Raw genomic sequence first — 23,904 nt, 5'->3', positions numbered from 1 at the left:
CCGCTCACTGATCGGCCGGCGCCGGGTTCGGGTCATTCGCGACCGGAACAGAGTTGTCGACCTTCAGCACCGTGCCATTGCGCAGCTTGATCTGGCCAGCGGTGACGACGGTCGCGCCTTGCTCCAGGCCAGAGACCACCGCCACCTGGTCGCCGCGGGTGGCGCCGGTCTTGACGAAGGTTTGCCGGGCCACGAGCCCCTCCCTGCCCGGCTCATCGCTCTTGACCGCGAGGAATACCGAATCCCCATAGGGGTTGTAGACGATCGCGGGCTGCGGCAGCGTGACGTAGCTCGTGGTGTGGCCGACATCGACATCGATCCGCGCGAACATGCCGGGCAGCAGCTTACGGTCCGCATTCTCAAAGAGCGCACGGACCTGCACGTTGCGGCTCGCTTGATCGACCTTTGAATTGAACGCCTGCACGACGCCCTTGAAGATCAGCCCCGGAAACGCATCGATCCGCGCGCTTACCTCCTGACCGACCTTGACCTGATCGACCGCTTGCTGCGGCAGCGTGAAGTCGACATAGAGACGCTTGAGCGCTTGCAGCGTGACGATGGTGGTGCCCGCGGTCAGGTACTGGCCGACATCGACCTGGCGAACGCCGAGACGTCCGGCAAACGGCGCGCGAAGAGTTTTCTGATCGACCAGCGCCTGCTGCTGGGCCACCAGCGCGAGCGCGTTGCGCTCGTTGACGACGTCATTGTCCACCGTTGCCTGACTCACTGCATTGATCTTCAGCTGGCCCTGATCGCGCCGCAGCGTAATCGCATAGCCGTCTGCTGTCGCCTGCAGCGACTGCAGCCTCGCGATGTCGTCCTCCTTGCGCAGGTCCAGCAGAACGTCCCCGGCGGCGACATCCTTGCCGGATTCGAAGTGAATGCTGTCTACGATGCCGGACTGCTGCAGTGAGAGGTCGGCGCCGTTGACGGCGCGAAACGTGCCGATGGCGGTCAAGGTCGACCGCCAATCGCTGCGCACTGCCGTGGTCGTCGACACCGTCTGCGGCGGATCAGCGAACGAGGCCATCGCCTGCTTGATCATGCCGGCGCGAAAATTGACGAACCAGGCGAGGCCGGCAAAGACCGCACCGACAACACCCAGCATGATGATCATGCGCTTCAACATAGCCTCTAGCTCCGCGCCTCTTGTCTCAGTTGGCCGGCATGGCCGGCTGTTCCGGCAAGGCTCCTGCCGGAACGAATATCGCGGCGATGCCCGCGGGCTTCACTGCCGCCGCCGGCGCTTCGTCAACGCGATTCCACCAGCCGCCACCAAGCGACTGGTAGAGCGCGACCGTGTCGGCGTAGCGCGAGGCCTGCGCCTTCACGCGGTTGATGCGCGCCGTCAGCAGCGTCTGCTCGGCGTTGATAACGGTGATGAACGTCGTCGAGCCGGCCTTGAACTGGGCCTGCGACATCTGCAGGCTCTCGGCGGCGGTTTTTTCCGCCTCGACCTGCGCCTTTAGCAGCGCGGCGTCGGACTGGATCGCACGCAGCGAGTCGGCGACATTCCGGAATGCGGTAATTGCGGTCGAGCGATACTGGGCGCTGCTCTGCTCCAGCGCCGCGACCTTCGATTCTTTGGTGTGGAACAGCGAGCCGGCATCGAAGATCGGCCCCGTGACGCTCGCCGCCACGCTCCAGGCTGCGGCTTGCGGGCCGTAGAACTCCGACAGCTTCAGCGCCGAGCTGCCGCCGGAGGCCGACAGCGTCACGTTCGGCAGCATGTTCGCGGTGGCGACGCCGACATTGGCACTGGCCTGGTGTACCTGGCTTTCGGCGGCACGGATGTCTGGCCGCTGGCGCACCAGCAGCGACGGCACGCTGACCGGCAGGTCGCGCGGCAGACGCAAGTTCTCCAGTTGCACCGCCTCGCCCCGATCCTGGCTCGGCAGCCGGCCGAGATAGGCCATCAGCTGATTGCGGTTCTGCGCACGCGACTTCTGCAGCGGCGGCAGGGTCGCAAGCGTCTGCGCAAGCTGGGCCTTCTGCGTCAGTACATCGCTGTTGGAGACGGCGCCGAGCGCGAACTGCTGTTCGAGCAGCGAGACCAGCTGGCGCTGACCGTCGATCTGTTCCTCGGTGACGCGGATCTGCGCAGCGTAGGACGCATCGCTGATCGCGGCAGAGACAACGTTCGCGGTTAATGTGAGGTAGGTCGCCTCGAGCTGGAAACGCTGATAGTCAGCGCTGGCGAGATCGGCCTCGATCCCGCGCCGCTTGCCGCCGAAGATATCCGGCGTGAACGACACCGGGACCGAGGTGTTGTAGAGCGTATACAGAGATGCAGGTCCGGTGAGGCCGGACTGCGCCGCCGGCACCTGTTCGCGCGTCACGCTCGCATCTCCCGTGATCGACGGCAGCAGCGCACTGGTGTCCGCTGCCGCAACCTCGCGGGCCTGGCGCAGCGCCGCCTGCGCCGCGACCAGGTCCGGATGGTTATCGACGGCTTCCCTAATGAAGGCTTCGATTTGCCGCGACCGAAACACTTTCCACCAGGCGGCCGAGACGTCCGCGCCATTCACGAACCGCTGCGCCGTGCCGGCAGAACCATCGGCGGCATCCGTTCGCTTCAGCGCGCTCGCTGTATAACCGCTGACCTGAGGACCTGCGGACGGCTGAAAATCCGGACCAACCGCGCACCCTCCGAGGGCGAGGAGAATCTGGGCGACTAATGGTAGTTTGACACCATTGATGCGTTTAGTCAGAGCGATTTCGGTCGGCATTGACGCTCACAACGGAACTGAACCGTTTAGTACTTGCCAGCCTTGGTGAGGCAAGTCAAGTAGTACTGAACCGTTTAGTTTGTTACAGAGAATGTTCTGAGGGCCTTTTTCCGGGACTCTGGAAGGCCTTGGCCCAGCCAACGCGTCCGTGTTTGAAGGAGGCGCGCATCATCGTTGCGTTAAGCGAAGCGCAGCACTTCGCCGAGGAGGGAGAATTGCAATGATCGAGACGCTCGATTCGCCGGCCGTCCGGCGGCCTGAGGCACCCACGGGGCGGAAATGGGACGCAGTCTTCCAGACTGCGCGCCGGCTCTTCCTTGTGCAGGGATTTTCAGCCACCAGCACCGACGCGATCGCCAAGGGCGCAGGCGTATCGAAGGCGACCGTCTATGCCTACTTCCACAGCAAGGAAGAGTTGTTCGCCTCGCTGATCATGGCCGAGTGCGAGCGGATGCAACGTCACTTGGTGCAACCCGATTTATCGGAAGGCCTCATTCCGGCGCTGCGACGCTTCGCGCGACAATATGTCGACCTCTTCATCAAGCGAAAGGATGTCGCATTTGTGCAGCTGATCGCCAACGAGAGCGGCCGCTTCCCCGAGCTCGGACGGCTGTTTTACGAAAGCGGCCCGCTGGCGACGATACAGCGGCTTGCCTGTTTTCTCGATGAGGCCAAGGCGCGAGGCCTCATCGTGTTTGAGGACTCAAGCACGGCCGCTACCCAATTCCTCAACCTGGTGCGCGGCGAGGTACCGCTGCGCACCATGCTTGGATTGGACAATCTTACGGAAGAGACCATCGACCGGGAGATCGAAGCGGGCCTTGCGTTGTTCCTCAGGGCCTACCGGCCGATTCCATCGTCGTAGCCACAGGCGCCCGCACGCGAGCTCGCCGGGAGGATCCCTTGTCCCATGGTCGGCGTCAGCGAAGTCCTAGTCTGCCGGATCACCGTGGGACCGGCAATTGCCATAAGCCCCACCAATGGACTGATGATGCACAACGGCTCGGAATTGGTCCGAACCTCGTTTTCAAGGATTGCCCCATGATCAGGACGGCACGACTGCTCGGGCATGTCTTCATCACCGCGACGGAGCAGGCCGGATGACGTATGTTCGATGGCTGATACCGCAGAGTATCACCATGCAAATTACGGGCCTTGTCACCGCTTCGGTGCTGCTCGGGGTCACGCTGCTGGTGGCAATCCTCTGGTTCCTCTTCGATGTGCCCGCGCGTGATGACAGTCCGCTATTTGCGGCCGCACGCGTCAGGGAGATCACGCGACTGGTGCGCACGGCGACAAGCGCGACGGAGGTTGACGCGCTGTCGGTCGCAATCCGGCGTAGCGGCCTCGAAGTCAGGCCCGTCGCCTTGGCCGACCTCGTCCCGAGCACGGCCGACGCGTTTTCCTCGCGCCTGATAATGCATCCGCTGGAGATGTATCCCGACATCGAGATTTTGAACGGGTTGAGAAATCCCACGGGTCCACCGTCGCAAATCATCACCAGGCTCGATGAGAGCCATGGCCTGATGTTCAATCTCACCATCGAGGCGTGGCCGATGTTCGTCCCTCCCACCGCCCTGCTGTTGATCACCGCCGTGTTCTCCACGCTGTTCCTGTCGATCTATGCCGTGCGCTGGGTGGTCGCACCGCTGGCCGCGGTCGCGCATGCGGCCACCACATTTGGCCACTCGCCGCAGGCTTATGCCGCGCTGCGCCGACGCGGCCCTCGTGAGATCATTCAGGTAAGCGAATCACTCAATGAAATGCGCGCCCGCATCCGCCAGCTGTTGGACGACCGCACTCGCATGCTCGCAGCGATCAGCCATGATTTGCGGACGCCGCTCACGCGGATGCGGCTGCGCGCGGAGCAAATTAGGCAGGATAGCCTTCGCGACCCGATCCTGCGCGACCTCACCAAAGTCACTCGAATGCTCAACGACACTCTGGAGTATTTGCGCGATGACGCGCGACCGGAGCCGATGTCACAGGTTGACCTGGCGAGTCTTCTGCAGACCATATGCTCGGACTTCGCGGATGTGGGGCACGCGGTGTCCTATGTCGGCCCAGATCGGTTCTCCTGTGCGTGCAATCCCCGCGCCTTGTCGCGTGCCATCACCAATGTCGTCGAAAATGCAGTCAAGCATGGCAGCACGGTGAGCGTGGCGCTTGGCGGTACCGACCATGCCGCCGAGATCGAGGTCACCGACGACGGCCCAGGCATTCCTGCCGCCCTGCACGACGAAGTGTTTCAACCTTTTTTCAAAGTCGACAAGGCTCGCAGCGAGAACAGCACCGGCTTTGGTCTCGGGCTATCGATAGCCCAGGACATCATCAAGCGGCACGGCGGCGCCATCGAACTGCGCTCCGGCGAGCCCGCTGGGCTGCGGGTACGCATGACGTTACCAACAGAACCTTCTCTTCGTGCCATCTAGAGACTACCGACTACGAACGAAACGGTCTATTTCCTATTCACCGTTTGGCTCTCCTTTTTCGCCAATCTCCCCCGAACCCAATCCCCGCTGAGGCGCACGCACGAGCAAAGCCGGTCAGCGCGCCAACGGATGCACCTGGAGCGCGTTAGAGCTCTGTTGTGCGAACTCTCAGCCATCAGCCTGGCGAGCACCCCGTTGGTCCAGCCGAAGCCAACCTGCAGCGGGTATTCGGCACCCCCGCCTCTACCCGCGTCGCCCCCTTGGCTGGGTGGTGGGCAATTTCCAAGCGTCGAAGAACGAGGAGAACGTCGTCACGCAGGTGTTTCATGCCGTGACCGGCATCAGCATGCAGTCGATCGCCGAACGCGGGATCCTGGGCGGCGACAACTCGGTTGCACGCACGACACTTGAGCCGGTGGTCGGCGGCCGGGATGGTGCAATCCAGCGCGGTATTGGCGACGTTGCTCGCGCCCTCAATCCGGGGAATTGGCGCTTCTAGGCCGTCAATGCTGAAGAGTGCGGGGCATGCCAGTGGTGCCCCGCTTTTTTTGAGCCGTAAGCAATCTCAGCATCAGTCATTCAAGGATGCGATTATCATTTATACGAGCCGCTGCAGGATCGCGGGTGCGCAGCGAGCATCAGGCGTCCACTAAAAGCGCGCCCCCGAGCGCCGGTATCCGGCCGAGCCAGTCCCGCAACAGCTGCTGGCGGATCGCTTTGGCGGCAATCTCCGCCTTGCCGTAGGCGTAGCACCGGGCCATCCACAGTGATGCCTTGCCCCGACATGATCAGCACGAACACGTCGTCCGGCGTCACCTTCTGCGACAACTGGGCAAAGACCTCTTCGAGCCTTGCTGCAGTCACCTGCTCATCCAGTAGGGTCGTCACTTCCACGCTCTTGTATAAGCGTCCGCCACTCTTCTGCAGCGCCGCTCCGACCGCATTTGCGTCGCCCCTGGCAAGGGTCAGCTGTTGGAGCCCGGCGGCTCGATAGGCGCTTATCCCGGCGGCCACTACATAGAACTTCGGCAGTTCGCTCGACGGCTGCTGCGTCGAGGTCACCGTCACTCCTGCAGGCACAGACGCGACATAGCCCTGCTCGTTAGAGCCACCACTTCGATCCGGTTTTCACCAGAGGCCAGCGACAACGACTTGCGCAGGCTCTGCACATGGACCGACGCGTCGGGCTTTGACACCCCAAACACCACCCCATTAACGCGCCATTCGACCTGTCCGACACCTCGGCCCTGGTCCTCGACGCGCGCCAGCGCCGTCGCAAGCCTCACCTTCGGAGCCTGCCCGCTCGCTAGCATGTTGTTCAAATCGAGCTTCGCAGCAGCTGCCTTTACCAACCCGTTCGGATCGCCGGCCAGTTTCTCCCGCACCAGGTCCGGCCGATATAGGCGACGCTTGAACTGATCGGCCGAATAGACGTTCAATCCCTGAACCACGTTTGAAAGCTTCGCACCGTTCTGTAGCGAGAGAATGCCGCCCTGCGAGCTCCTGCTTCCAAGGGCAACAATCAGCGATCAACCTACACCAATCGTGCCAGCGCCTCAGGCCGGCCGCTTGGAATCCACAGGAAGGACGCCCCTACCGTGCTCACTAGACGGGTGCGCGCGGGCGTAGGACCGCATCAGACGGCGCGCAAATGTTTCGGCTGCGAGCGCCGACCTCCAAAGAACTCGATAAGTTGCGCGTATCCCTGCTGGCGAAGAGCCTCATCGCGAATCTCAGCACGTCGGAGTATCTTTACGTTTCCGCTGTCTTCGATGAGCAATACACCAATTCTGTGATCGAGGACTGAGAGCACCTCGAGTGCACGTCGTATGACGGGCTCCGGGTGGCCCTCTACCAAGATCACCCAGAAGCTTGGTAGGTATTTCGCCAGAAGCACAGACAATCCGATGGTTTCGAGAGGGTCGGAGGAGCGACTTGAAGCCTCCGGAAGGTAGAGATCACCTCCCCCAACGACGTGACCAGCGGCGGTCGTAATCTCGAACCCGATCTTTCGGAAATAGCGCAGCTTTGCCCGACGTTCACATATCAACGCATCGCCGAACACCTTGGATGCCGCGGCTGCCAACGCCACCTCGCAGTGCTCGATATTGTCCGTGCGGTCGAACATGGCTTTGGCACGATCGCTAGCTGTCTCGGTGACCGGGGTCTTCTCAAGCTCCTCGCGCACTTGATCAATCGTAATGCGTCGTTCGCGCAAATCGGACAGTGCCTGTAAGCCGGCTTCTTTGCTTCGGGTCATTAATCTGACCGCCAGCTCCGCGCCGGTGAAGGAGGACGGCAACAGCGCCGAAATGTCCACCCCTTGAGCTTTAGCCGTGCCTTCGATCTGTAAGAACGTCGAAAGATACCGCCGCAACATCAACGCGGAGATTCCGATTTCCCTTTCCGTCGCCAGCCGAAGTTCTGACCTGACGGTCCATTTGCTTGCTTCGGGCGCCCATTGTCGAACAATACGGGCGATGACGTGCCACGGTTGACCGTCATCGCGAGCGCGCCGGAGCTCGTGGATTATCGTGGTTACTGTCTCATTTACCATTGGATGCCGACTCGCCACTGATCTACTAATGCCAGTAGTAATTCACTGTGACATGATGTATTTCCTAATACCAATGAAACGCCTGATCGGAAAGCCCCGATGGCTTCCGAGCGAGCTTCCAGACTCTCGAAGGGGAATGCTGATCGTGTCTGAGGGAATTGACCCAGCCGAATACAACCTAGACGGGAAGATTGTCGTCAAACGGCTACACGTCGCGATGTCGACGTTGAACGAGTGGCTTCGGAAAGATGAAGCACGTCCGCCCTCCCGCCAGGTGTTTCAATTCCACCGATGGCGCGGCCGCTCTCGATACTGGTCGGAGGGCAGTTTCCGCGAATTGGAAAACGCGATCCACCGCGAGAGCCAACCTGGTGGCGTACTGGCCCGCTGGCGAACTCGCAGGAGAGAAGTCGACCTTTCGCCTGCTGATCCTGACGCAGAAGCAGCGCTCGAAGAAGTCCTGAACCGACCGCCGAGACCACGCTGACAAGCACAAGTCTGAATTCCGCCGACAAAGCTGGCCCCGCCTCCGTGACGTAACGAGTACCTGTCCGTGACATCTGTAAAGAGTAGATCTAGAGGCGTAGAACCTTGGCACTGTGAAGGTGTGCGAATTGCCCCGCGAGGATCAGCGTTTCACGTGACAGGCACGATACGCGTCGGCGCAATGTCAGAACGCATTCGAGAATCGCTCCACGTCCCCGCGACGAAAGAGAACAAGCAAGCAGCAGACCGGGCGGCGCGAAAAATCGTAGAAAGAGTCCTCGCCAAGCTTGGCGGCGGCGTGGTTCACAAAGCGGTCTCCACCTTAGTATCAGAGCGCTTCAAGGGCGACATCGGCTCAAGTGATAAGCGCATCCTGCAGGAATTCACCGCCAATTTTACGACCAGGATCTTGTGGGACATTCCACCTGAAGAGATTGTGGCTTTTGCGGATGAACGACAGCGCGCTAACAAGCCGGGGACGCGCGAGCGATTTATCAGTGGATTATGCTCGTTTCTAAATGGTCAGGTAAAGGCGGGGCAGTATCCCAAACTTCCAGAATTCACACGCGATCAACGAGCCCGCAATCCCATGAGGCGGGCTAGGAGAGATGTCCAACAATTCCGCATCCAACTTCTTGAGGACATTATCGGATCGGCGCACCTAACCCTCGCGATTCAGCTTCGGATCGAGTACGTCGCCGGCTCCCGGGTGTCATCCGTCCTTCAGGGATGCAAACTTGGCGATCTCAATTTGGCGACGATGACGCTCACGTTCCGGAACACGAAGAACGGCGATGACGTCGCTTGCGCACTGCCCTCATCCATCAAACCCGATCTGGATGCGTATCTTGAATGGAGGCAGATCCAGGTTCGCCGCGGAAAAGTTCCTCCGGGCTCCGATCAGCCACTCTTCCTGCATTACAAGGGACTCCCCTATAAACCCAATGGGGGCGCCTGGGGCACGCAGAATAAGGTGGCCTTCAACAACGCAAAGCGGCGCGCGGTCGCCACTGTCCGGCAGCGCTATGATGACGCGATTGAGGCTATGCGCGCCGCGGGAGACCAGCGCGAAGTTGATCGGCTGCGGCGGCTCAAGGAGGACGATCTGACGTTAATGCAGCGGATCACTCAGCACTGGCTGCGCCACAAGTTTGCGACCGAGGCTGGGCGCAAGGATATGAGGGCGGCGATGGCACAGGGCGGTTGGCGTGACTCGCGTTCCATCGTCGGATATTTTATCCCTGATGGAGAATATCAGCGTCAGGTCGTCGAGGAACGCGGGGCGCCCCGGGGGGATCAGACGAGGGGGGCATGTTGACCGAGCGGAAGTGGCACACAATTGACACACGGTCGACTCGCACGAACATCTAAGCCATTGTAAACACAAGCACTTTACAAAAATGAAGTTCTCCATTGGTAATGGAGAGGTCGACAGTTCAATCCTGTCTGGCAGCACCAGGCTTTCTGCTTGAATACCAGTAGCTTGCGCGGAACTTTGCCCGTTGATGGTACACCATGGATCGGCGGTGTCAGCCTATGTTCCATCGGCGCTGACGATCGAGCGCAGCGCCAAGCCAACAATCCCGATCACCTGGTACAGTCCAAACTCACATTATCCATCTGCATCTGCGGTGCCAACCCGCGGCATCGGGCGCTATCACCACACGCCAGGAAGCTTGCCCGTCAAATCCTGGCCAATGAAGCGAAGTTGGTCGACCGCTTCAAAACGATCAACGCGACACTCGACAAGCGAGCCCAGTGCCGCGGTCTGCTGCCGAGATGATCGATCGCGCTGCAGTCATCGCAGATACCGTCAAGGATGCAGTAGCCGTGTCATCGCCCGCAAGCACGGATGTACGGCGATGGATGCGATCGCGCTCCTCGATGAGCGCGCCTCCAAGGTGTTGACACCACATGCGCGCCCGCGCCGATCGATATTGAGCGACTTGAAGCGCTGCATCAGGTTTTTCGCCGGCAGGTGATCGACGAGAAGGATGCGATGGCCGGAGCCTTGTCGGTCAAGATCGGCGAGCGGCGGGCCGCATGGCCCGCCTTGAACGCGCTCAACCGGATCGATGTCTTTCAAGGGACTGATCCGCACAACACCGAAAGCAGCCCCCAGCGGATGGAGCGCTTCTGGGTGAGAATTCGTGGCGCGGTGAAGCAGGCGCGGGACAACATCGCGACGGCCCGGCTTCGGACTCAGGCATTACCGTGCCGTTGCATCGTTACATGACCGAAGTCATCGGCCGTTTCTCCCGTGAGAAGCGATATCTCGTCATCTATGACCAGCTTAACCCGGCCTATGCGAAATATTATCGGGAGGCAGAGGCACGACAGCTGCTTGAACAAGCCGGCTTTGAGGACCTCGTCGTGTATCACCGACACGGCTACAGCTGGACCGTGATGGGCCGGCGGCCGGCGAATGGAGCGGTCACAGCATGAGCAGGGAGGATACGCCGAACCCGCAGACGGCGCATTACAGCGCAATTCATGACGCGTATGAAGCGCATTATTACGACTCGGCGTCGATGGCCTATCGGCACCGCTTCCTCTATCAGCCCTTGCTGGAAGGGCTCCGACTGGAAGCGGCGTCTGTCGCCGATCTCGCCTGCGGCAGCGGACATAATTCGCTGGCGCTCCGCGGCTACTTCCCCAGCATTCATGTGACCGGCTACGATATTTCCGAGGAGGCCTGCCGGGACTATCGGGTCAATACCGGCGCGGTCGCGCATTTGGTCGATCTGACGAAGTCTTATTCACCGGAGCAGAGTCACGACGCGGCCCTGGTTATTGGCGGCCTGCATCATTGCGTGATCGACCTCAGAACTACGCTGACGAACATCGCTCGCATCGTCCGTCCCGGCGGACATTTTTTGATGGTGGAGCCCAGCGACCATTCATTTCTTAGCGGTATTCGACGGATGTGGTACAAGGCTGATCGCTGGTTCGAAGCTGATACCGAACAGGCGCTCAAGCACGACGAACTGGCCGCAACGGCTGCGCCCTATTTCGTGCCCGAGAAGGTTGTCTATGTCGGTGGACCGGCCTTCTATCTCATCCTCAATAGTCTGATCATGCGTGTGCCGCTGCGCGCCAAACCGGTTCTGGCTCCGGTGCTGTTTCCGATCGAAGGTCTTTACAACAGGTTGCCCGGCCGCGCGCCCTTTGCAGTGTTTCTGGCGCGATGGCGACGGACGGATATGCCGGTAGAAAGCGCTCCACAAACGCCGCGGTCGTCCTGATGCCGAACGGGATGTAGAGGGGCGAGGTCGGAGCCTTGCTCCGGCCCCCGGTGCATGGCCCGCAAGCCCGAGGGTCGGATTTGAGTCGCGCCGCGATTGTATCGGGGATAATGAATCTTCCCGGTGTGTAGCGGCTGATCCGCCGCAACAAGCCGACACTTAACGAGGTCGGGGCAAACGCGACATGACTGATCTGCTCAACTATTTGCACGACGTCTTCATCGTCAAGCTCGACGCCTGGGTCTTGCTGGGAGGCATCGCGCAGGCGTTCTTCACCATGCGCTTCGTGGTGCAATGGATCGCTTCCGAACGCGCACGCGCAAGCGTGGTTCCAGTCGCGTTTTGGTTCTTCTCGATCGGCGGCGGCGTGTTGCTCCTGATCTACGCGCTCCACCGGCGTGACCCAGTGTTCATTGTGGGCCAGGCGTTCGGCCTCGTAGTCTACCTTCGCAATCTCTATTTCATCATGATCAATGGACGGGAGGCTTCCGTCCCCGCATAGCATCAGGGGGCGTTCACCTCGAACAATTTCTCTGACGCGTCCACATTCGCGAACACTTTGACATGAACGGGGTCGCCAACCCGAGCGCCCTCGACCTGCAGGAAGTCACCATCGGATCTAGCACCCACACCCGCAGCGATTCACCGGCGGCCGCCGGCATTGTGTTTGCTGGGGCGCAGTTGGATCGAGCAGACCCCGATGGGACCTGTCTCATATGGAGGCATCCTTCTCCATGTCGTTGTACACCGCCGATCGCAACAGCGGAATCCAGATTTGGGCGATGCCCATCCAGGCGCAGCTTGCGGATCAATGGGCGATGATCATACCTGCAGCCGCAATGGTCAGGACAACATCGAATACGAACACACTGCCGACCCATTTCCAATCGATGTGTCCGTTTTCGGGGCTCAGGCTCTCGATGATGCCGTGCATGATCGTCTCCTTCCGGCGTCACATACACACGATATACCGCGAGACCGCAGCACCTCACGTGACTCACTTCACACTTCATTGCCCCGGAGCCGAACCAAATTGACCGGTCCTGAACTCAAGAAATTGCGCGAAGATCTCGGCGAGGCGATCGGCCGGCAGTTGACGGCGGGTGACATGGCGAAGCTGTGCGGATTGCCGGCGGCCGGCGGTGCCGACACCATCCGCCGATGGGAAGTCTCTGGTCCGAGCGCGCAGGCCGCCGACTTGCTGCGCGTGCTGGCAATGGCGAGCGAGCGCTATCCGATCCTCGAAAAGTTCGACACGTTCAATCGTCACGACGTCGCCGAGAAGGACCGCCCGGCGCGCCGGCTGGCCTTCCGCGAGACCATCCGCGACGACGTGCGCCGCCGGCTTGGCTGAGAAAGGCTGCCGCTTCATCCGAGATGAACGCGCGAGGCTTTCGTTAAGCCTCTCTTCATCGCCGATTAATCGTTCGTTAGGCACAAGAAAACGTTTCCGCGCGAAGCGGTCCACTTATCGGCCACCGTCGTCTTCGGGTGACAGCATTTTATTCAAATTACGTCTAACTGCGCGCCATGGCTGGCGCCATTCACGCTGCGCCTCCACACGACTTGTCCGGAGACTGACCCATGAAGAAGTTCTTGCTCGCATCCGTTGCCGTCGCTGCCCTTGGCGCGACCGCCCAGGCCGCCGATCTCGGCGCCCGCCCGTATTACCAGAAGGCGCCCGCGCCTGTTTACGCCGCACCGCTCTACAACTGGACCGGCTTCTATATCGGCGGCCATCTCGGCGGCGTGTTCTCGGGCAGCGACAACACGTTCAACGGGCTTGCGCTCACCGACTCCGGCGCCCGCTTCATGGGCGGCGTGCAGGCCGGCTACGACTGGCAGCTGTCGCCGAACTGGGTGATCGGCCTTGAAGGCCAGTATTCCTGGGTCGGCAACCACCAGCTCAACGCGATCTTCCCGAACGGCTCCACCTACAACAACAACCAGCGCGGCATCGCATCGATCACCGGCCGCGTCGGCTACACCTGGGGTCCGGGCCTGATCTACGTGAAGGGCGGCTACGCCTATTCCGACAACAACGAGTCGGTGACATCAGGCGGTGTGCCGGTCGCCTTCACGCTCAGCGACAATCACAGCAACGGCTGGACCATCGGCGGCGGCGCCGAATACATGTTCGCCCCGAACTGGTCGGCGAAGGTCGAGTACCAGTACTACGACTTCGGCGACAGCCGGTTCACCGGCCCGGCCGCGCTGACGTCGTTCGGCAGCTTCCACAACGACGAGCACACTGTGAAGGCCGGCCTCAATTACCGCTTCAACCTCGGCGGGTTCGGCGGAGCGGCCGCCAGCGGCGGCTACTACTGAGATCACGCACATACAACCAGGCGTGGAAAGGGCCGGCTCACGCCGGCCTTTTTGCGTCCGGATACGTGCATCAATTCCGACGCGCAGAAGAAAGCGGCAGCTTGCCGCGGCCGCCCAAAAATCACGCAGATCGCCGCAATTTTCCCAATTTTATTAACCGGCCACCCCGATACTGCCGCGCGAGGAAACATCCAAAGGTAGCGACCACGGGGGCACGGGGGTAATGGCGTTTCGGTTCAAGCTCGGCAAACTCAATCTCAAGCGTATTCGTCTTCCGCAGATGGGCGTCAGGGGCAGCCTGTTCGCGGCGTTCGCCGTGATCGCGGGCATGGCGCTCGTGATCAGCGCAGGCGCCGGAGTGGTGCTGCACCAGCTCGGCGGCACGATGACCAGCCTCAGTGGCCGCGACATTCCGCGGCTAACCGCAAGCCTGCAGCTTGCCGCGCAGAGCGCCGCGCTCGCAGCCCAAGGACCCGGACTGCTCGCCGTGCAGACCGACGATGCGCTGGCCGAGCACACCAAGAAGGTGCAGGAAGTCGCCCAGCTCACCAACGCCAAGCTTGGCGAGATCATCGAGCTTGGCGCTGACAAAGCCGTCGTCAGCGCGCTGCAGGAGACCGTCAAGAACATCGACGATGCCACCAAGAGCCTGATCTCGGCGGCACGCGAGCGGCTCGACGTCGGCGCGCTGCGCGACAAGCAATACAATGCGCTGCGCAAGGCCCAGGCGGCGTTCGTCTCCGCCGCCAGTCCTGCGATGCTTGACGGGCAGACGCGGCTGAATGCCATCCTCGCCTCGGCGGAAGTATCCGCCGATGACGCCACCGCCGCGGCCCGCACGGTGGGACAGATCAGCAACGTGCTCGCCGCCGGCAATCTGATGGCCGCCGACATGACCGCGGCGCTGTCGGCCAATTCCAGCGAGACGCTGGATGCGATCGAAGCCGAGTTCAAGGCCGGGCGCGAACGCATCAAGTCCAACATGGAAGACCTGCCCAACAATCCGGCGATCGTCGCCGTGCGGGACACCGCACAGAAGCTGCTCGCGCTCGGCGAAGGCAAGACCGGCGTCTTCAAGGTCCGCCAGAAGCAGCTCGACTCGATCGACTACGGCCAGACCATCCTGGAAGAGACCCGCAAGCTCAATGTCGGTCTCGGCATCAGCGTGCAGCAGCTGGTCGACGGCGTCCAGAAGGACACCGACACCTCGACCTTCCAGGCCCGGCAGCAGATATCGTTCGCGACCATGGTCATGATCGCGCTCGGCGCGCTGACGCTGGTCGGCTCGTTCCTGTTCGTCTGGCTCTATGTCGGACGCAACATCCTGCGCCGTATCCGCGGCCTGCAACGCTCGATGCAGCTGTTGTCCGACGGCGATCTCGACACCGAGATCCCGCAGAGCCGGCAGCGCGACGAGATCGCGGTCATGGCCGATTCGCTGCAGGTGTTCCGCGAGAGCATGATCGAGAGCCGCGAGCTCTCGGCGAGCCAGAACAAGGATCGCGCCGCCAAGGCCGAACGCGCCTCGCGCATGGAGACGCAGATCACCGAGTTCGAATCCACCGTCCGGTCCGCACTCGGCAGCCTGCAGACCTCGGCGAACTCGATGCAATCGACCGCGCAGAGCATGTCGGCGACCGCCGACCAGTCCAGCGCGCTGGTCAGCGCGGTCGCCTCGGCGGCCGAGGAAACCTCGGTCAACGTGCAGACGGTGTCGGCAGGCACCGAAGAGCTGTCTTCGTCGATCTCAGAGATCGGCCGCCAGGTCGTCACCTCCGCGGAAATCGCCCGCAAGGCTGTGGAGGAGGCCCGCGCCACCGACACCACGATGCAGGGGCTCGCCGACAACGCCGCGCGCATCAGCGTCGTGGTCGACCTGATCCAGACCATCGCCTCGCAGACCAACCTGCTCGCGCTCAATGCCACCATCGAGGCGGCGCGCGCAGGCGAAGCCGGCCGCGGCTTCGCAGTGGTCGCCTCCGAGGTGAAGAACCTCGCCAGCCAGACCGCGAAGGCGACCGAGGAGATCCGTCAGCAGATCGTCAGCATGCAGGAGGTGACGACCACGGCGGTCTCGGCGATTCGCAACATCTCGAGCACGATCGGCGAGATCAACGACGTCACCACCGCGATCGCCGCCGCAGTCGAGGAACAGGGTGCTGCGACCCGCGAGATCGCCCGCAACATCCAGCACGCCGCCGGCGGCACCAGCGAGGTGTCGAGCAACATCGTCGGCGTCAGCAATGCGTCCTCGGAAGCCGGCACCGCCGCGGGCGAGGTGCTCAACGCCTCCGACGCGCTGCGCCGCGAGGCCGACGTGCTGCGCTCGGAGATCGACGCCTTCCTGTCGAACATCCGCGCGGCGTAGTAAGCCATGTCGTTCCGGGGCGATGCGAAGCATAGAACCTCAGGAGCGCAATTGCGCTCCGGGGAAGCTCGAGATTCCGGGTTCGATGCTTCGGATCGCCCCGGAATGACGAAGCGTCGTGAGGATGACCCGGTGGCTCCATCCGGGCTGCGGAATTCGGGCTCCTCCTACCTGGATTATCCGGGTCCCCATCCCGATTTTTCGGCTGGCGCGGCGGCCCGGGTCCCGCTAAGCCGATAGGATGGATACGAAGATCGACAGCATCCACTCCTCGGCTGAGGCATTGAGGTACCCTTGGGAGAACCATCCCGGCCATGACCAGGTCGTGGAGGTGGCCCCCGGCGTGCTGTGGGCGCGGCTGAAGCTGCCGTTCCGCCTCAACCATGTGAACATTTACCTGCTGGCCGACGGCGACGGCTGGACCATGGTGGACTCAGGCTTCGGCAACGAGGAATCGATCGCGGCCTGGACCACGCTGTTCGAGGGCCCGCTCAAGCATGTGAAGGTCACGCGCCTGATCGTGACCCATTCGCATCCCGATCACGTCGGTCTCGCGGGCTGGATTACCGAGCGCTTCGACTGCCCGCTGTTCATGTCGCAGGTCGAGTACCTGCAGTCGGTCTATCACCAGAACCGCGGCACGGAGGAGCGGCGCAACGCGCAGCGGCTGTTCTTCCGCCGCCACGGCATGGACGAGGACCTGACCGAAAAGCTGCTCGGTCGCGGCCAGGATTATCTGAAGCGGGTCTCGGTGCTGCCGCCGTCGTACCACCGCCTCACTCACGGCGACGAGGTCGTGATCGGCACGCGGCGCTTCAAGGTGATCACCGGCGGCGGACATGCGCTCGACCAGGTGATGCTGTATTGCGCGGCCGACAAGCTGTTTCTCTCCGCCGACCAGGTGCTGAGCAAGATTTCGCCGAACGTCAGCGTCTGGGCGGTCGAGCCCGAGCAGAATTCGCTCGGCGAATATCTGGCGTCGTTGGCAAGTCTCACCACCACACTGCCCTATGACGTGATGGTACTGCCCGGCCATGGCGTGCCGTTCTACGGATTGAAGACCCGGATCAAGCAGCTCGCCGATCACCATGAGGAGCGCTGCCGGCTGATTGCCGAGGCCTGTCGCGAGGTGCCGCAGACCTCCAAGGAATTGGTGCCCGTCGTCTTCCACAAGCACGTGCTGGACGCCCACCAGATGGGCTTTGCCGCGGGCGAGCTGATCGCCCATGTCAACTACATGCTGGTCGAGGGGCGGCTGAAGGCCGAGCAGGCCGACGGCGTGCTGCGCTTCCGCACCACCTGAACGGCTGCGATGCTGGCAGACTTGCCCCGGGGCATCGCGCCGATTTGACCGAAATTTTGACCGAAATCAAGCCTGATCCGGCTCGGCTAGGGCAATTTGCCCAACACGCCCGCATGGCCAAATGTGGGCTGGCGCATGGACATTGGAGCTGGAAAAGCTCTAAGTAGAGCCGTTCAATTCCCGTCAGGTTCCAGGTTCGCCGATGGACTACAGCCAGTTCTTCAACGCCGCCCTCAACCGCCTGCATGACGAGCGGCGCTATCGCGTCTTCGCCGACCTCGAGCGCATCGCGGGCCGCTTCCCGCACGCGATCTGGCATTCGCCCAAAGGCCAGCGCAATGTCGTGATCTGGTGCTCCAACGATTATCTCGGCATGGGCCAGCACCCGAAAGTGGTCGGCGCCATGGTGGAGACCGCGACCCGGGTCGGCACCGGCGCCGGCGGCACCCGCAACATCGCGGGCACCCACCATCCGCTGGTCCAGCTCGAAGCCGAGCTCGCCGATCTCCACGGCAAGGAAGCCTCGCTGCTGTTCACCTCGGGCTATGTCTCGAACCAGACCGGCATCTCGACGCTGGCCAAGCTGATCCCGAACTGCCTGATCCTGTCGGATGCGCTGAACCACAACTCGATGATCGAGGGCGTGCGCCAGGCCGGCTGCGAACGCCAGATCTTCCGCCATAACGACGTCGCGCATCTCGAAGAACTCCTGATCGCCGCGGGCCCCGACCGGCCGAAGCTGATCGCCTGCGAGAGCCTCTATTCGATGGACGGCGACGTCGCGCCGCTGGCTGACATCTGCGATCTCGCCGAGAAATACGGCGCCATGACCTATGTCGACGAAGTCCACGCCGTCGGCATGTACGGTCCGCGCGGCGGCGGCATTGCCGAGCGCGACGGCGTGATGCACCGCATCGACGTCCTCGAAGGCACGCTGGCGAAGGCGTTCGGCTGCCTCGGCGGCTATATCGCCGCCAAGGCCGAGATCATCGATGCCGTGCGTTCCTACGCGCCGGGCTTCATCTTCACGACCGCGTTGCCGCCGGCGATCTGCTCGGCCGCGACCGCCGCGATCCGCCACCTCAAGACCTCGAACTGGGAGCGCGAGCGCCACCAGGACCGCGCGGCCCGCACCAAGGCGATCCTGACCGCCGCCGGCCTGCCTGTGATGTCGAGCGACACCCACATCGTGCCGCTATTCGTCGGCGATCCCGAGAAGTGCAAGCGCGCCTCCGACCTGCTGCTGGAGGACCACGGCATCTACATCCAGCCGATCAACTACCCGACGGTCGCCAAGGGCACCGAGCGGCTGCGCATCACGCCCTCGCCCTACCACGACGACAGCCTGATCGACGCGCTGGCGGACGCGCTGCTGCAGGTCTGGGAACGGCTCGGCCTGCCGGTCGGCAAGAAGGCGCTGGCGGCAGAGTAACCCTGTCTGATCTTGGTCTCGAAAATGGGCCGGTCGCGCGGTGCGCGGCCGGCCCATTGCGTCTATAATCCCGGACACGGCCCTTTCCCGGGCCGGGAAGGGAGATGAGCGGCAATGCTCCACGACTGGGGCGTCATCGTTACGGCGTTCGCATACATCGGATTGCTGTTCTTCGTGGCGAGCCGCGGCGACCGGATGTCGCCTGACGAGCGCGGCCGTGCCAGCCAGTGGATCTATCCGCTGTCGCTCGCGATCTACTGCACCTCCTGGACCTTCTTCGGCTCGGTCGGCTTCGCCACCCGCACCAGCGTCGACTTCCTCGCGATCTATGTCGGCCCGATCGTGATGGTCGGCCTGTGCACGCCGCTGTTGCGCCGCGTGATCGCGCTGGCCAAGTCGCAGAACATCACCTCGATCGCCGACTTCATCGCCGCACGCTACGGCAAGAGCCAGGCTGTGGCCGCAACCGTGGCGCTGATCGCGATCATCGGCTCGGTGCCCTATATCGCGCTGCAGCTGAAGGCGATGGCCTCGTCGCTGGAAACGATCCTGAGCGAGGACCAGGCCGTCTCCAAGATCCCGATCCTCGGCGATATCGCGCTGATGGTGACGCTTGCCATGGCGGTGTTCGCGGTGCTGTTCGGCACCCGCCACACCGATGCAACCGAGCACCAGCACGGCCTGATCCTGGCGATCGCGGCCGAATCCATCGTCAAGCTGGTCGCCTTCATCGCCGCCGGCGCCTTCGTCACCTTCTGGATGTTCTCGCCGGCCGAACTCTATGAGCGCGCCCTGAAGACGCCGGAGGCGGTGCGCGCGATCGAATACGTGCCGTCGATCGGCAATTTCCTGATCATGACGTTACTGTCGTTCTGCGCGATCATGCTGCTGCCGCGCCAGTTCCATGTCAGCGTGGTGGAGAATTCCTCCAACGCCGACGTCAGCCGGGCGCGCTGGCTGTTCCCGCTCTACCTCGTCGTAATCAACGTCTTCGTGATCCCGATCGCGCTCGCGGGCCTGGTCATCTTCCCGTTCGGCGCCGTCGACGCCGACATGTTCGTGCTGGCGCTGCCGATCGAGGGCAATTCGCCGCTGCTCAGCCTCGCCGTGTTCGTCGGCGGCCTGTCGGCCGCGACCGCGATGGTGATCGTCGAATGCGTTGCGCTGTCGATCATGGTCTCCAACGACATCGTGCTGCCGCTGGTGCTGCCGCGCAGCGACGAGGCCCGTGTCGGCCAGAAGGATTTCGGCGACTTCCTCCTGAAGGCGCGCCGCTTCTCGATCTTCGCCATCATGGTGATGGCGTATTTCTACTACCGCGCGCTCGGCAACACCCAGCTGGTCGCGATCGGCCTCTTGTCCTTTGCCGCGATCGCCCAGCTCGCGCCGGCGTTCTTCGGAGGCCTGTTCTGGCGCCGCGCCACCGCCCGCGGCGCCATGGCGGGCATGCTGGTCGGCTTCGCGATGTGGCTCTACACGCTGTTCGTGCCGAGTTTCCTGGAAACCTCGACCGCCGGCCTGATGCTGCTGCAGCACGGGCCGTTCGGGATCGAGGCGCTGCGGCCGCAGGCGCTGTTCGGTGCCGATATGCCGCCGCTGCTGCATGGCGTGCTGTGGAGTCTCGCGCTCAACATCCTGACCTATGTCGTGTTCTCGGTGACGCAGGCGCCGTCGTCGATCGAGCTGCTGCAGGCCGACGTGTTCGTGCCCAACGCGCTGACGCCGATCGCCCCGAGCTTCCGGCGCTGGCGCACCACCGTGACGGTGCAGGATATCCAGAGCACGGTGGCGCAGTATCTCGGGCCCGACCGTGCCCGGCAGGCCTTCGCCGACTTCGCCGCCGATCGCAACAGCACGCTCGATCCGTCCGCCCCGGCCGATTTCGAGTTGCTGCAGCACGCCGAGCGGCTGATCGCCTCATCGATCGGCGCCGCGTCGTCGCGCCTTGTGATGTCGCTGCTGTTGCAGCGACGCACCGTGTCGGCCAAGGCCGCGCTCAAGCTGCTCGACGATTCGCATGCCGCGCTGCACTTCAACCGCGAGATCCTGCAGACCGCGCTCAACCATGTGCGCCAGGGCATTGCGGTGTTCGACGCCGACCTGCAGCTGATCTGCTCCAACCGCCAGTTCAGCGAATTGCTGGCGCTGCCGCCGCATCTGGTGCAGCTCGGCATTCCGCTGCCCGAGATCCTCGAATTCATGGGCGCGGTCCGTCCGCCGGCGGCCGGGAGCAGCGACAGCCTGCTGGAGCGGCGCCTGCGCGCCTATACCACCGAGGGCGAACCTTATTTGGAACGCTTCACCGATCGCCATCTGGTGATCGAGGTGCGCACCAACCGCATGCCGGGCGGCGCGCTCGTCATCACCTTCTCCGACGTCACGCCAAGCTTCGAGGCCGCGGCAGCGCTCGAGCGGGCCAATGCAACGCTGGAGAAGCGGGTACGCGACCGCACCGAGGAGCTGACACAGCTGAATTCGGAGCTCGCGCTTGCCAAGAGCACCGCGGAAGACGCCAACGCGTCGAAGACGCGCTTCCTCGCCGCCGCAAGCCACGACATCCTGCAGCCGCTCAACGCGGCGCGGCTCTATGTGACGAGCCTGGTCGAGCGCCAGAACGGCGGCGAGGATTCGCGCCTGGTCGAGAACATCGACGACTCGCTTGAGGCGATCGAGGACATCCTGGGCGCGCTGCTCGACATCTCCAGGCTCGATGCCGGCGCCATGACGCCATCGATCTCGAGCTTCCGGATGGCCGACCTGATGCGCTCGCTGGAGATCGAATTCGCGCCGATCGCGCGCGACAAGGGCCTCGACCTTTACTTCGTACCCTGCTCGCTGCCGGTCGAATCCGACCGCTCGCTGCTGCGCCGGCTCTTGCAGAACTTCATCTCCAACGCGATCAAATACACCCCGCGTGGTCGCGTGCTGGTCGGCTGCCGCCGTCGCGGCGATCGGCTCCAGATCAGCATCTACGACACCGGCGTCGGCATCCCTGTGCAGAAGCGGAGCGAGATCTTCAAGGAATTCCATCGCCTCGAACAGGGCGCGCGGATCGCGCGCGGCCTCGGCCTTGGCCTGTCGATCGTCGAGCGGCTGGCGCGGGTGCTCAACCATCGCATCGCGATCGATGCCAATCCGGGTGGCGGCTCGGTGTTCTCGGTCTCCGTGCCGGTTGCGACCGCGGTCAACCATACCGCGGCGGTCACCAGTGCCACGCCGCTGTCGAAGACGTCGATGAGCGGTGCGCGGATCGTCTGCGTCGAGAACGATCCCGCCATTCTCGACGGCATGAAGACGCTGCTGACGGCATGGGACGCCGAGGTGATCGCGGTCAGCGATTCCGAGGCCGCCATCACCGCGATCGAGGCTGCCGGCGGCCGCGTCACCGGCGTGCTGGTCGACTACCACCTCGACCGCGGCAACGGCGTCGCGGCGATCCGCGAGATCCGCCGCCGCTTCGGCGACAACATCCCGGCGATCCTGATCACCGCCGACCGCAGCCCAGCCGTGCGCGCCGCAGCCCGCGACGAGAACATCGCGGTGCTGAACAAGCCGATCAAACCGGCGTCGCTGCGCGCGCTGCTCGGGCAATGGCGCACCCAGCAGATGGTGGCGGCGGAGTGAGCGCGGGACGCAATCCGGCGCCCATCTCGCTAAAGCCCGATGAGATTGGGTTGAATCGTCATCGCGCTTTAGCTCCTTGTTTGAGCATGATCTTTTCGACGCATGCTCTGAAGCATGTTCTGGTTCAGCCCAATCTCATCTTGCGCTGGCTTGGTTCGGTTCCATTCTGGCCGACGCCGGGTGCCCTGGCACCTGAAAGCGCTTCCCTGTGTCGGTGACGTTTGTTCCGTCGACCTGGAGGATTGAGAAGTCCCGGGTGAGGTAGTTCCCGACTAGGATGTATTTTCCGTCAGGCGTGAAGACCGCAGCCTCAGGCAGTCCGCCGACGTCGATATCTCGGATCTTGGTCACTTTCTTGCCGTCGATCTTCAGGACCGAGACGCTACCGTTCTTCTCATGGAAGAACGCATTCTTCATGTTCGATCCGCGCAGGATCACCGAGACTGCAAGGTCGCCCTTCGGGCTGACGGCAAGTCCCTCCGGTCCATCGCCGACCACCACGCGATCGATGATACGCGGCGGCTTCGCTTCGAGATCGATGATGCTGGCCGTGTCGACGCTGCCGTCCGACGCGCCTGCATTGCCGTTGTCTGACGTCAACGCGATCTTGCTGTTCGGGGTCACTGCCACGTTGTAAGGCCATTGGCCGGCCGGCAGGTCTATCTTGCTGTAGATGACCTTTTCGCCGGCGATATCGAGCACCGATATCTTGTGCGCGGGAAAGCGCGCGACCAGCGCGTGCTTGCCGTCGGGTGCGAACGTGACATGCGCGACGCTGTCAGGCATCGATACGGTGTCGGCGACCTTGACGTCAGTGCCGTTGACCGAAAGTACACTGATTGAATTGTCCCCGCGGTTGGCAACCAACGCCATCTTGCCGTCGGGACTGAAGCTCAACCCCGACGGCTGCTTTCCGCCGGTAATGGTCGCTGCGAGCTTCGGCGGCGTCGCCTTGAGATCGATCACATAGATCTTGTTGTCCGGCACCTGCTTCAGAGCGTCGCCTTCCTTTACTACGTCGACCGAATCCGCGACCAGCGCCACTGTCCCGGTTGGATCGATGTCGAGGTTGACCGGGGGGCCGACCACTGAGTTCTTCAATGGGAGAGAAGCCACGATCTTCGGATTCTCGGGATCGGCGAGATCGACGATCAGCACTTGATCCTTGCCGGGCGCTGACAGCACCGGCTTGCCGTCGTCGTCCCACAACAGCTTCTCATCGAGGCCGACGATCATCAGCGGCTTGGCGTGAGCGCGGCTGAAAGAACCGGCACCGAGAAGGATTGCCGCAGCCAGAGACAATCCGGCGACACGAGTTGCAGAGATCATGGCGTTCTCCCCGAAAGCACGCGGCCTCTCACGGGCCGATGCCGGGCAGGATACTCGGTTTTCGACCTCTG

The 23,904-nt window shown here is 62.8% G+C and carries 22 protein-coding genes and 1 pseudogene; 15 read left to right on the top strand and 8 right to left on the bottom strand.

Annotated elements, in window-relative coordinates; translation table 11 throughout:
- Window positions 1-4 precede the first annotated feature (4 nt).
- Window positions 5-1,129 carry an efflux RND transporter periplasmic adaptor subunit gene (locus AS156_RS32305; RefSeq protein ID WP_066513373.1) on the bottom strand — a complete coding sequence of 375 codons (1,125 nt, stop codon included), beginning with the start codon at window positions 1,127-1,129 and terminating at the stop codon, window positions 5-7.
- A gap of 25 nt (window positions 1,130-1,154) precedes the next feature.
- Window positions 1,155-2,729, bottom strand: a complete 1,575-nt coding sequence (locus AS156_RS32300; protein WP_066513370.1) for an efflux transporter outer membrane subunit — start codon at window positions 2,727-2,729, stop codon at window positions 1,155-1,157.
- Between the two features lie 220 nt (window positions 2,730-2,949).
- Here AS156_RS32300 and AS156_RS32295 point away from each other — a divergent pair, with 220 nt between their 5' ends.
- Together AS156_RS32295 and AS156_RS32290 are read left to right on the top strand one after the other, a co-directional pair.
- A complete protein-coding gene (locus tag AS156_RS32295; RefSeq protein ID WP_066513368.1) occupies window positions 2,950-3,594 on the top strand; it encodes a TetR/AcrR family transcriptional regulator in 645 nt (214 codons plus the stop codon).
- A gap of 274 nt (window positions 3,595-3,868) precedes the next feature.
- Window positions 3,869-5,161 (top strand): ATP-binding protein, encoded by a 1,293-nt coding sequence (locus AS156_RS32290; protein WP_245313173.1) that lies wholly within the window; start codon window positions 3,869-3,871, stop codon window positions 5,159-5,161.
- 26 nt (window positions 5,162-5,187) lie between these two features.
- Here the strand turns inward: AS156_RS32290 and AS156_RS46155 are convergent.
- Window positions 5,188-5,406: pseudogene (locus AS156_RS46155) on the bottom strand (trehalase family glycosidase); the annotation flags it as partial.
- Between the two features lie 26 nt (window positions 5,407-5,432).
- Here AS156_RS46155 and AS156_RS32285 point away from each other — a divergent pair.
- Window positions 5,433-5,660: a hypothetical protein gene (locus tag AS156_RS32285; protein WP_136626542.1), complete on the top strand. Its 228-nt coding sequence runs from the start codon at window positions 5,433-5,435 to the stop codon at window positions 5,658-5,660.
- A 95-nt stretch (window positions 5,661-5,755) separates the two neighbouring features.
- On the opposite strand, the gene AS156_RS32280 is transcribed toward AS156_RS32285, so the two are convergent.
- The 3 genes from AS156_RS32280 to AS156_RS32270 form a co-directional block, all read right to left on the bottom strand.
- Window positions 5,756-6,223, bottom strand: a complete 468-nt coding sequence (locus tag AS156_RS32280) for a hypothetical protein (protein WP_136626541.1) — start codon at window positions 6,221-6,223, stop codon at window positions 5,756-5,758.
- Window positions 6,224-6,225: 2 nt separating this feature from the next.
- Window positions 6,226-6,600: a hypothetical protein gene (locus AS156_RS32275; RefSeq protein ID WP_136626540.1), complete on the bottom strand. Its 375-nt coding sequence runs from the start codon at window positions 6,598-6,600 to the stop codon at window positions 6,226-6,228.
- 197 nt (window positions 6,601-6,797) lie between these two features.
- Window positions 6,798-7,718 (bottom strand): hypothetical protein, encoded by a 921-nt coding sequence (locus tag AS156_RS32270; protein ID WP_066513360.1) that lies wholly within the window; start codon window positions 7,716-7,718, stop codon window positions 6,798-6,800.
- Between the two features lie 640 nt (window positions 7,719-8,358).
- Between AS156_RS32270 and AS156_RS32265 the strand changes: the two genes are divergently transcribed.
- The 6 genes from AS156_RS32265 (at window position 8,359) to AS156_RS32245 (ending at window position 11,951) form a co-directional block, all read left to right on the top strand.
- Entirely contained in the window at window positions 8,359-9,522 is a 1,164-nt protein-coding gene (locus AS156_RS32265) for a site-specific integrase (protein ID WP_136626539.1), read from the top strand.
- 150 nt (window positions 9,523-9,672) lie between these two features.
- Complete coding sequence (locus AS156_RS42475) at window positions 9,673-9,987, top strand: hypothetical protein (protein ID WP_136626538.1); 315 nt, start codon at window positions 9,673-9,675, stop codon at window positions 9,985-9,987.
- A gap of 195 nt (window positions 9,988-10,182) precedes the next feature.
- Window positions 10,183-10,440 carry a hypothetical protein gene (locus tag AS156_RS43590; protein WP_066513357.1) on the top strand — a complete coding sequence of 86 codons (258 nt, stop codon included), beginning with the start codon at window positions 10,183-10,185 and terminating at the stop codon, window positions 10,438-10,440.
- Window positions 10,437-10,649, top strand: a complete 213-nt coding sequence (locus tag AS156_RS32255) for a hypothetical protein (protein ID WP_066513355.1) — start codon at window positions 10,437-10,439, stop codon at window positions 10,647-10,649. Before AS156_RS43590 ends, AS156_RS32255 begins: the two co-directional genes overlap by 4 nt.
- Complete coding sequence (locus AS156_RS32250) at window positions 10,646-11,449, top strand: class I SAM-dependent methyltransferase (RefSeq protein WP_066513353.1); 804 nt, start codon at window positions 10,646-10,648, stop codon at window positions 11,447-11,449. Before AS156_RS32255 ends, AS156_RS32250 begins: the two co-directional genes overlap by 4 nt.
- 184 nt (window positions 11,450-11,633) lie before the next feature.
- Window positions 11,634-11,951, top strand: coding sequence for a lipid-A-disaccharide synthase N-terminal domain-containing protein (locus AS156_RS32245; protein WP_066513351.1), 318 nt, complete (start codon window positions 11,634-11,636; stop codon window positions 11,949-11,951).
- A 306-nt stretch (window positions 11,952-12,257) separates the two neighbouring features.
- Here AS156_RS32245 and AS156_RS45690 read toward each other — a convergent pair whose 3' ends face one another.
- Window positions 12,258-12,383 (bottom strand): hypothetical protein, encoded by a 126-nt coding sequence (locus tag AS156_RS45690; RefSeq protein ID WP_283807956.1) that lies wholly within the window; start codon window positions 12,381-12,383, stop codon window positions 12,258-12,260.
- A 99-nt stretch (window positions 12,384-12,482) separates the two neighbouring features.
- On the opposite strand from AS156_RS45690, the gene AS156_RS32240 reads away from it, so the two are divergent.
- The 6 genes from AS156_RS32240 (at window position 12,483) to AS156_RS32215 (ending at window position 22,504) form a co-directional block, all read left to right on the top strand.
- Entirely contained in the window at window positions 12,483-12,803 is a 321-nt protein-coding gene (locus tag AS156_RS32240; RefSeq protein WP_066513348.1) for a helix-turn-helix domain-containing protein, read from the top strand.
- 230 nt (window positions 12,804-13,033) lie between these two features.
- The gene (locus tag AS156_RS32235) at window positions 13,034-13,777 is read left to right on the top strand and encodes an outer membrane protein (RefSeq protein ID WP_066513347.1); all 744 of its coding nucleotides are present in this window, start codon (window positions 13,034-13,036) and stop codon (window positions 13,775-13,777) included.
- A 223-nt stretch (window positions 13,778-14,000) separates the two neighbouring features.
- Window positions 14,001-16,145 (top strand): methyl-accepting chemotaxis protein, encoded by a 2,145-nt coding sequence (locus AS156_RS32230; RefSeq protein ID WP_066513345.1) that lies wholly within the window; start codon window positions 14,001-14,003, stop codon window positions 16,143-16,145.
- Window positions 16,146-16,386: 241 nt separating this feature from the next.
- Window positions 16,387-17,448 carry an MBL fold metallo-hydrolase gene (locus AS156_RS32225; RefSeq protein WP_066513343.1) on the top strand — a complete coding sequence of 354 codons (1,062 nt, stop codon included), beginning with the start codon at window positions 16,387-16,389 and terminating at the stop codon, window positions 17,446-17,448.
- A 202-nt stretch (window positions 17,449-17,650) separates the two neighbouring features.
- A complete protein-coding gene (gene hemA / locus AS156_RS32220; RefSeq protein ID WP_066513342.1) occupies window positions 17,651-18,880 on the top strand; it encodes a 5-aminolevulinate synthase in 1,230 nt (409 codons plus the stop codon).
- 114 nt (window positions 18,881-18,994) lie between these two features.
- A complete protein-coding gene (locus AS156_RS32215; protein WP_066513341.1) occupies window positions 18,995-22,504 on the top strand; it encodes a PAS domain-containing hybrid sensor histidine kinase/response regulator in 3,510 nt (1,169 codons plus the stop codon).
- Between the two features lie 135 nt (window positions 22,505-22,639).
- Here AS156_RS32215 and AS156_RS32210 read toward each other — a convergent pair whose 3' ends face one another.
- The gene (locus tag AS156_RS32210; RefSeq protein WP_066513339.1) at window positions 22,640-23,833 is read right to left on the bottom strand and encodes a beta-propeller fold lactonase family protein; all 1,194 of its coding nucleotides are present in this window, start codon (window positions 23,831-23,833) and stop codon (window positions 22,640-22,642) included.
- Between the last annotated feature and the right edge of the window lie 71 nt (window positions 23,834-23,904).

It is taken from the genome of Bradyrhizobium macuxiense, assembly GCF_001542415.1.
Lineage (GTDB): Bacteria > Pseudomonadota > Alphaproteobacteria > Rhizobiales > Xanthobacteraceae > Bradyrhizobium > Bradyrhizobium macuxiense.
The sequence above is the reverse complement of the archived record's forward strand: the minus strand, read 5'-3'. Positions and strand labels throughout refer to the sequence as shown.

Bases quoted from the DNA above. Each gene is read 5' to 3' on its own strand.
- AS156_RS32305 (WP_066513373.1), bottom strand. From the start codon at position 1,129: ATGTTGAAGCGCATGATCATCATGCTGGGTGTTGTCGGTGCGGTCTTT.
- AS156_RS32300 (WP_066513370.1), bottom strand. From the start codon at position 2,729: ATGCCGACCGAAATCGCTCTGACTAAACGCATCAATGGTGTCAAACTA.
- AS156_RS32295 (WP_066513368.1), top strand. From the start codon at position 2,950: ATGATCGAGACGCTCGATTCGCCGGCCGTCCGGCGGCCTGAGGCACCC.
- AS156_RS32290 (WP_245313173.1), top strand. From the start codon at position 3,869: ATGCAAATTACGGGCCTTGTCACCGCTTCGGTGCTGCTCGGGGTCACG.
- AS156_RS32270 (WP_066513360.1), bottom strand. From the start codon at position 7,718: ATGGTAAATGAGACAGTAACCACGATAATCCACGAGCTCCGGCGCGCT.
- AS156_RS32255 (WP_066513355.1), top strand. From the start codon at position 10,437: ATGACCGAAGTCATCGGCCGTTTCTCCCGTGAGAAGCGATATCTCGTC.
- AS156_RS32250 (WP_066513353.1), top strand. From the start codon at position 10,646: ATGAGCAGGGAGGATACGCCGAACCCGCAGACGGCGCATTACAGCGCA.
- AS156_RS32245 (WP_066513351.1), top strand. From the start codon at position 11,634: ATGACTGATCTGCTCAACTATTTGCACGACGTCTTCATCGTCAAGCTC.
- AS156_RS45690 (WP_283807956.1), bottom strand. From the start codon at position 12,383: ATGCACGGCATCATCGAGAGCCTGAGCCCCGAAAACGGACACATCGAT.
- AS156_RS32235 (WP_066513347.1), top strand. From the start codon at position 13,034: ATGAAGAAGTTCTTGCTCGCATCCGTTGCCGTCGCTGCCCTTGGCGCG.
- AS156_RS32230 (WP_066513345.1), top strand. From the start codon at position 14,001: ATGGCGTTTCGGTTCAAGCTCGGCAAACTCAATCTCAAGCGTATTCGT.
- AS156_RS32225 (WP_066513343.1), top strand. From the start codon at position 16,387: ATGGATACGAAGATCGACAGCATCCACTCCTCGGCTGAGGCATTGAGG.
- hemA (WP_066513342.1), top strand. From the start codon at position 17,651: ATGGACTACAGCCAGTTCTTCAACGCCGCCCTCAACCGCCTGCATGAC.
- AS156_RS32215 (WP_066513341.1), top strand. From the start codon at position 18,995: ATGCTCCACGACTGGGGCGTCATCGTTACGGCGTTCGCATACATCGGA.
- AS156_RS32210 (WP_066513339.1), bottom strand. From the start codon at position 23,833: ATGATCTCTGCAACTCGTGTCGCCGGATTGTCTCTGGCTGCGGCAATC.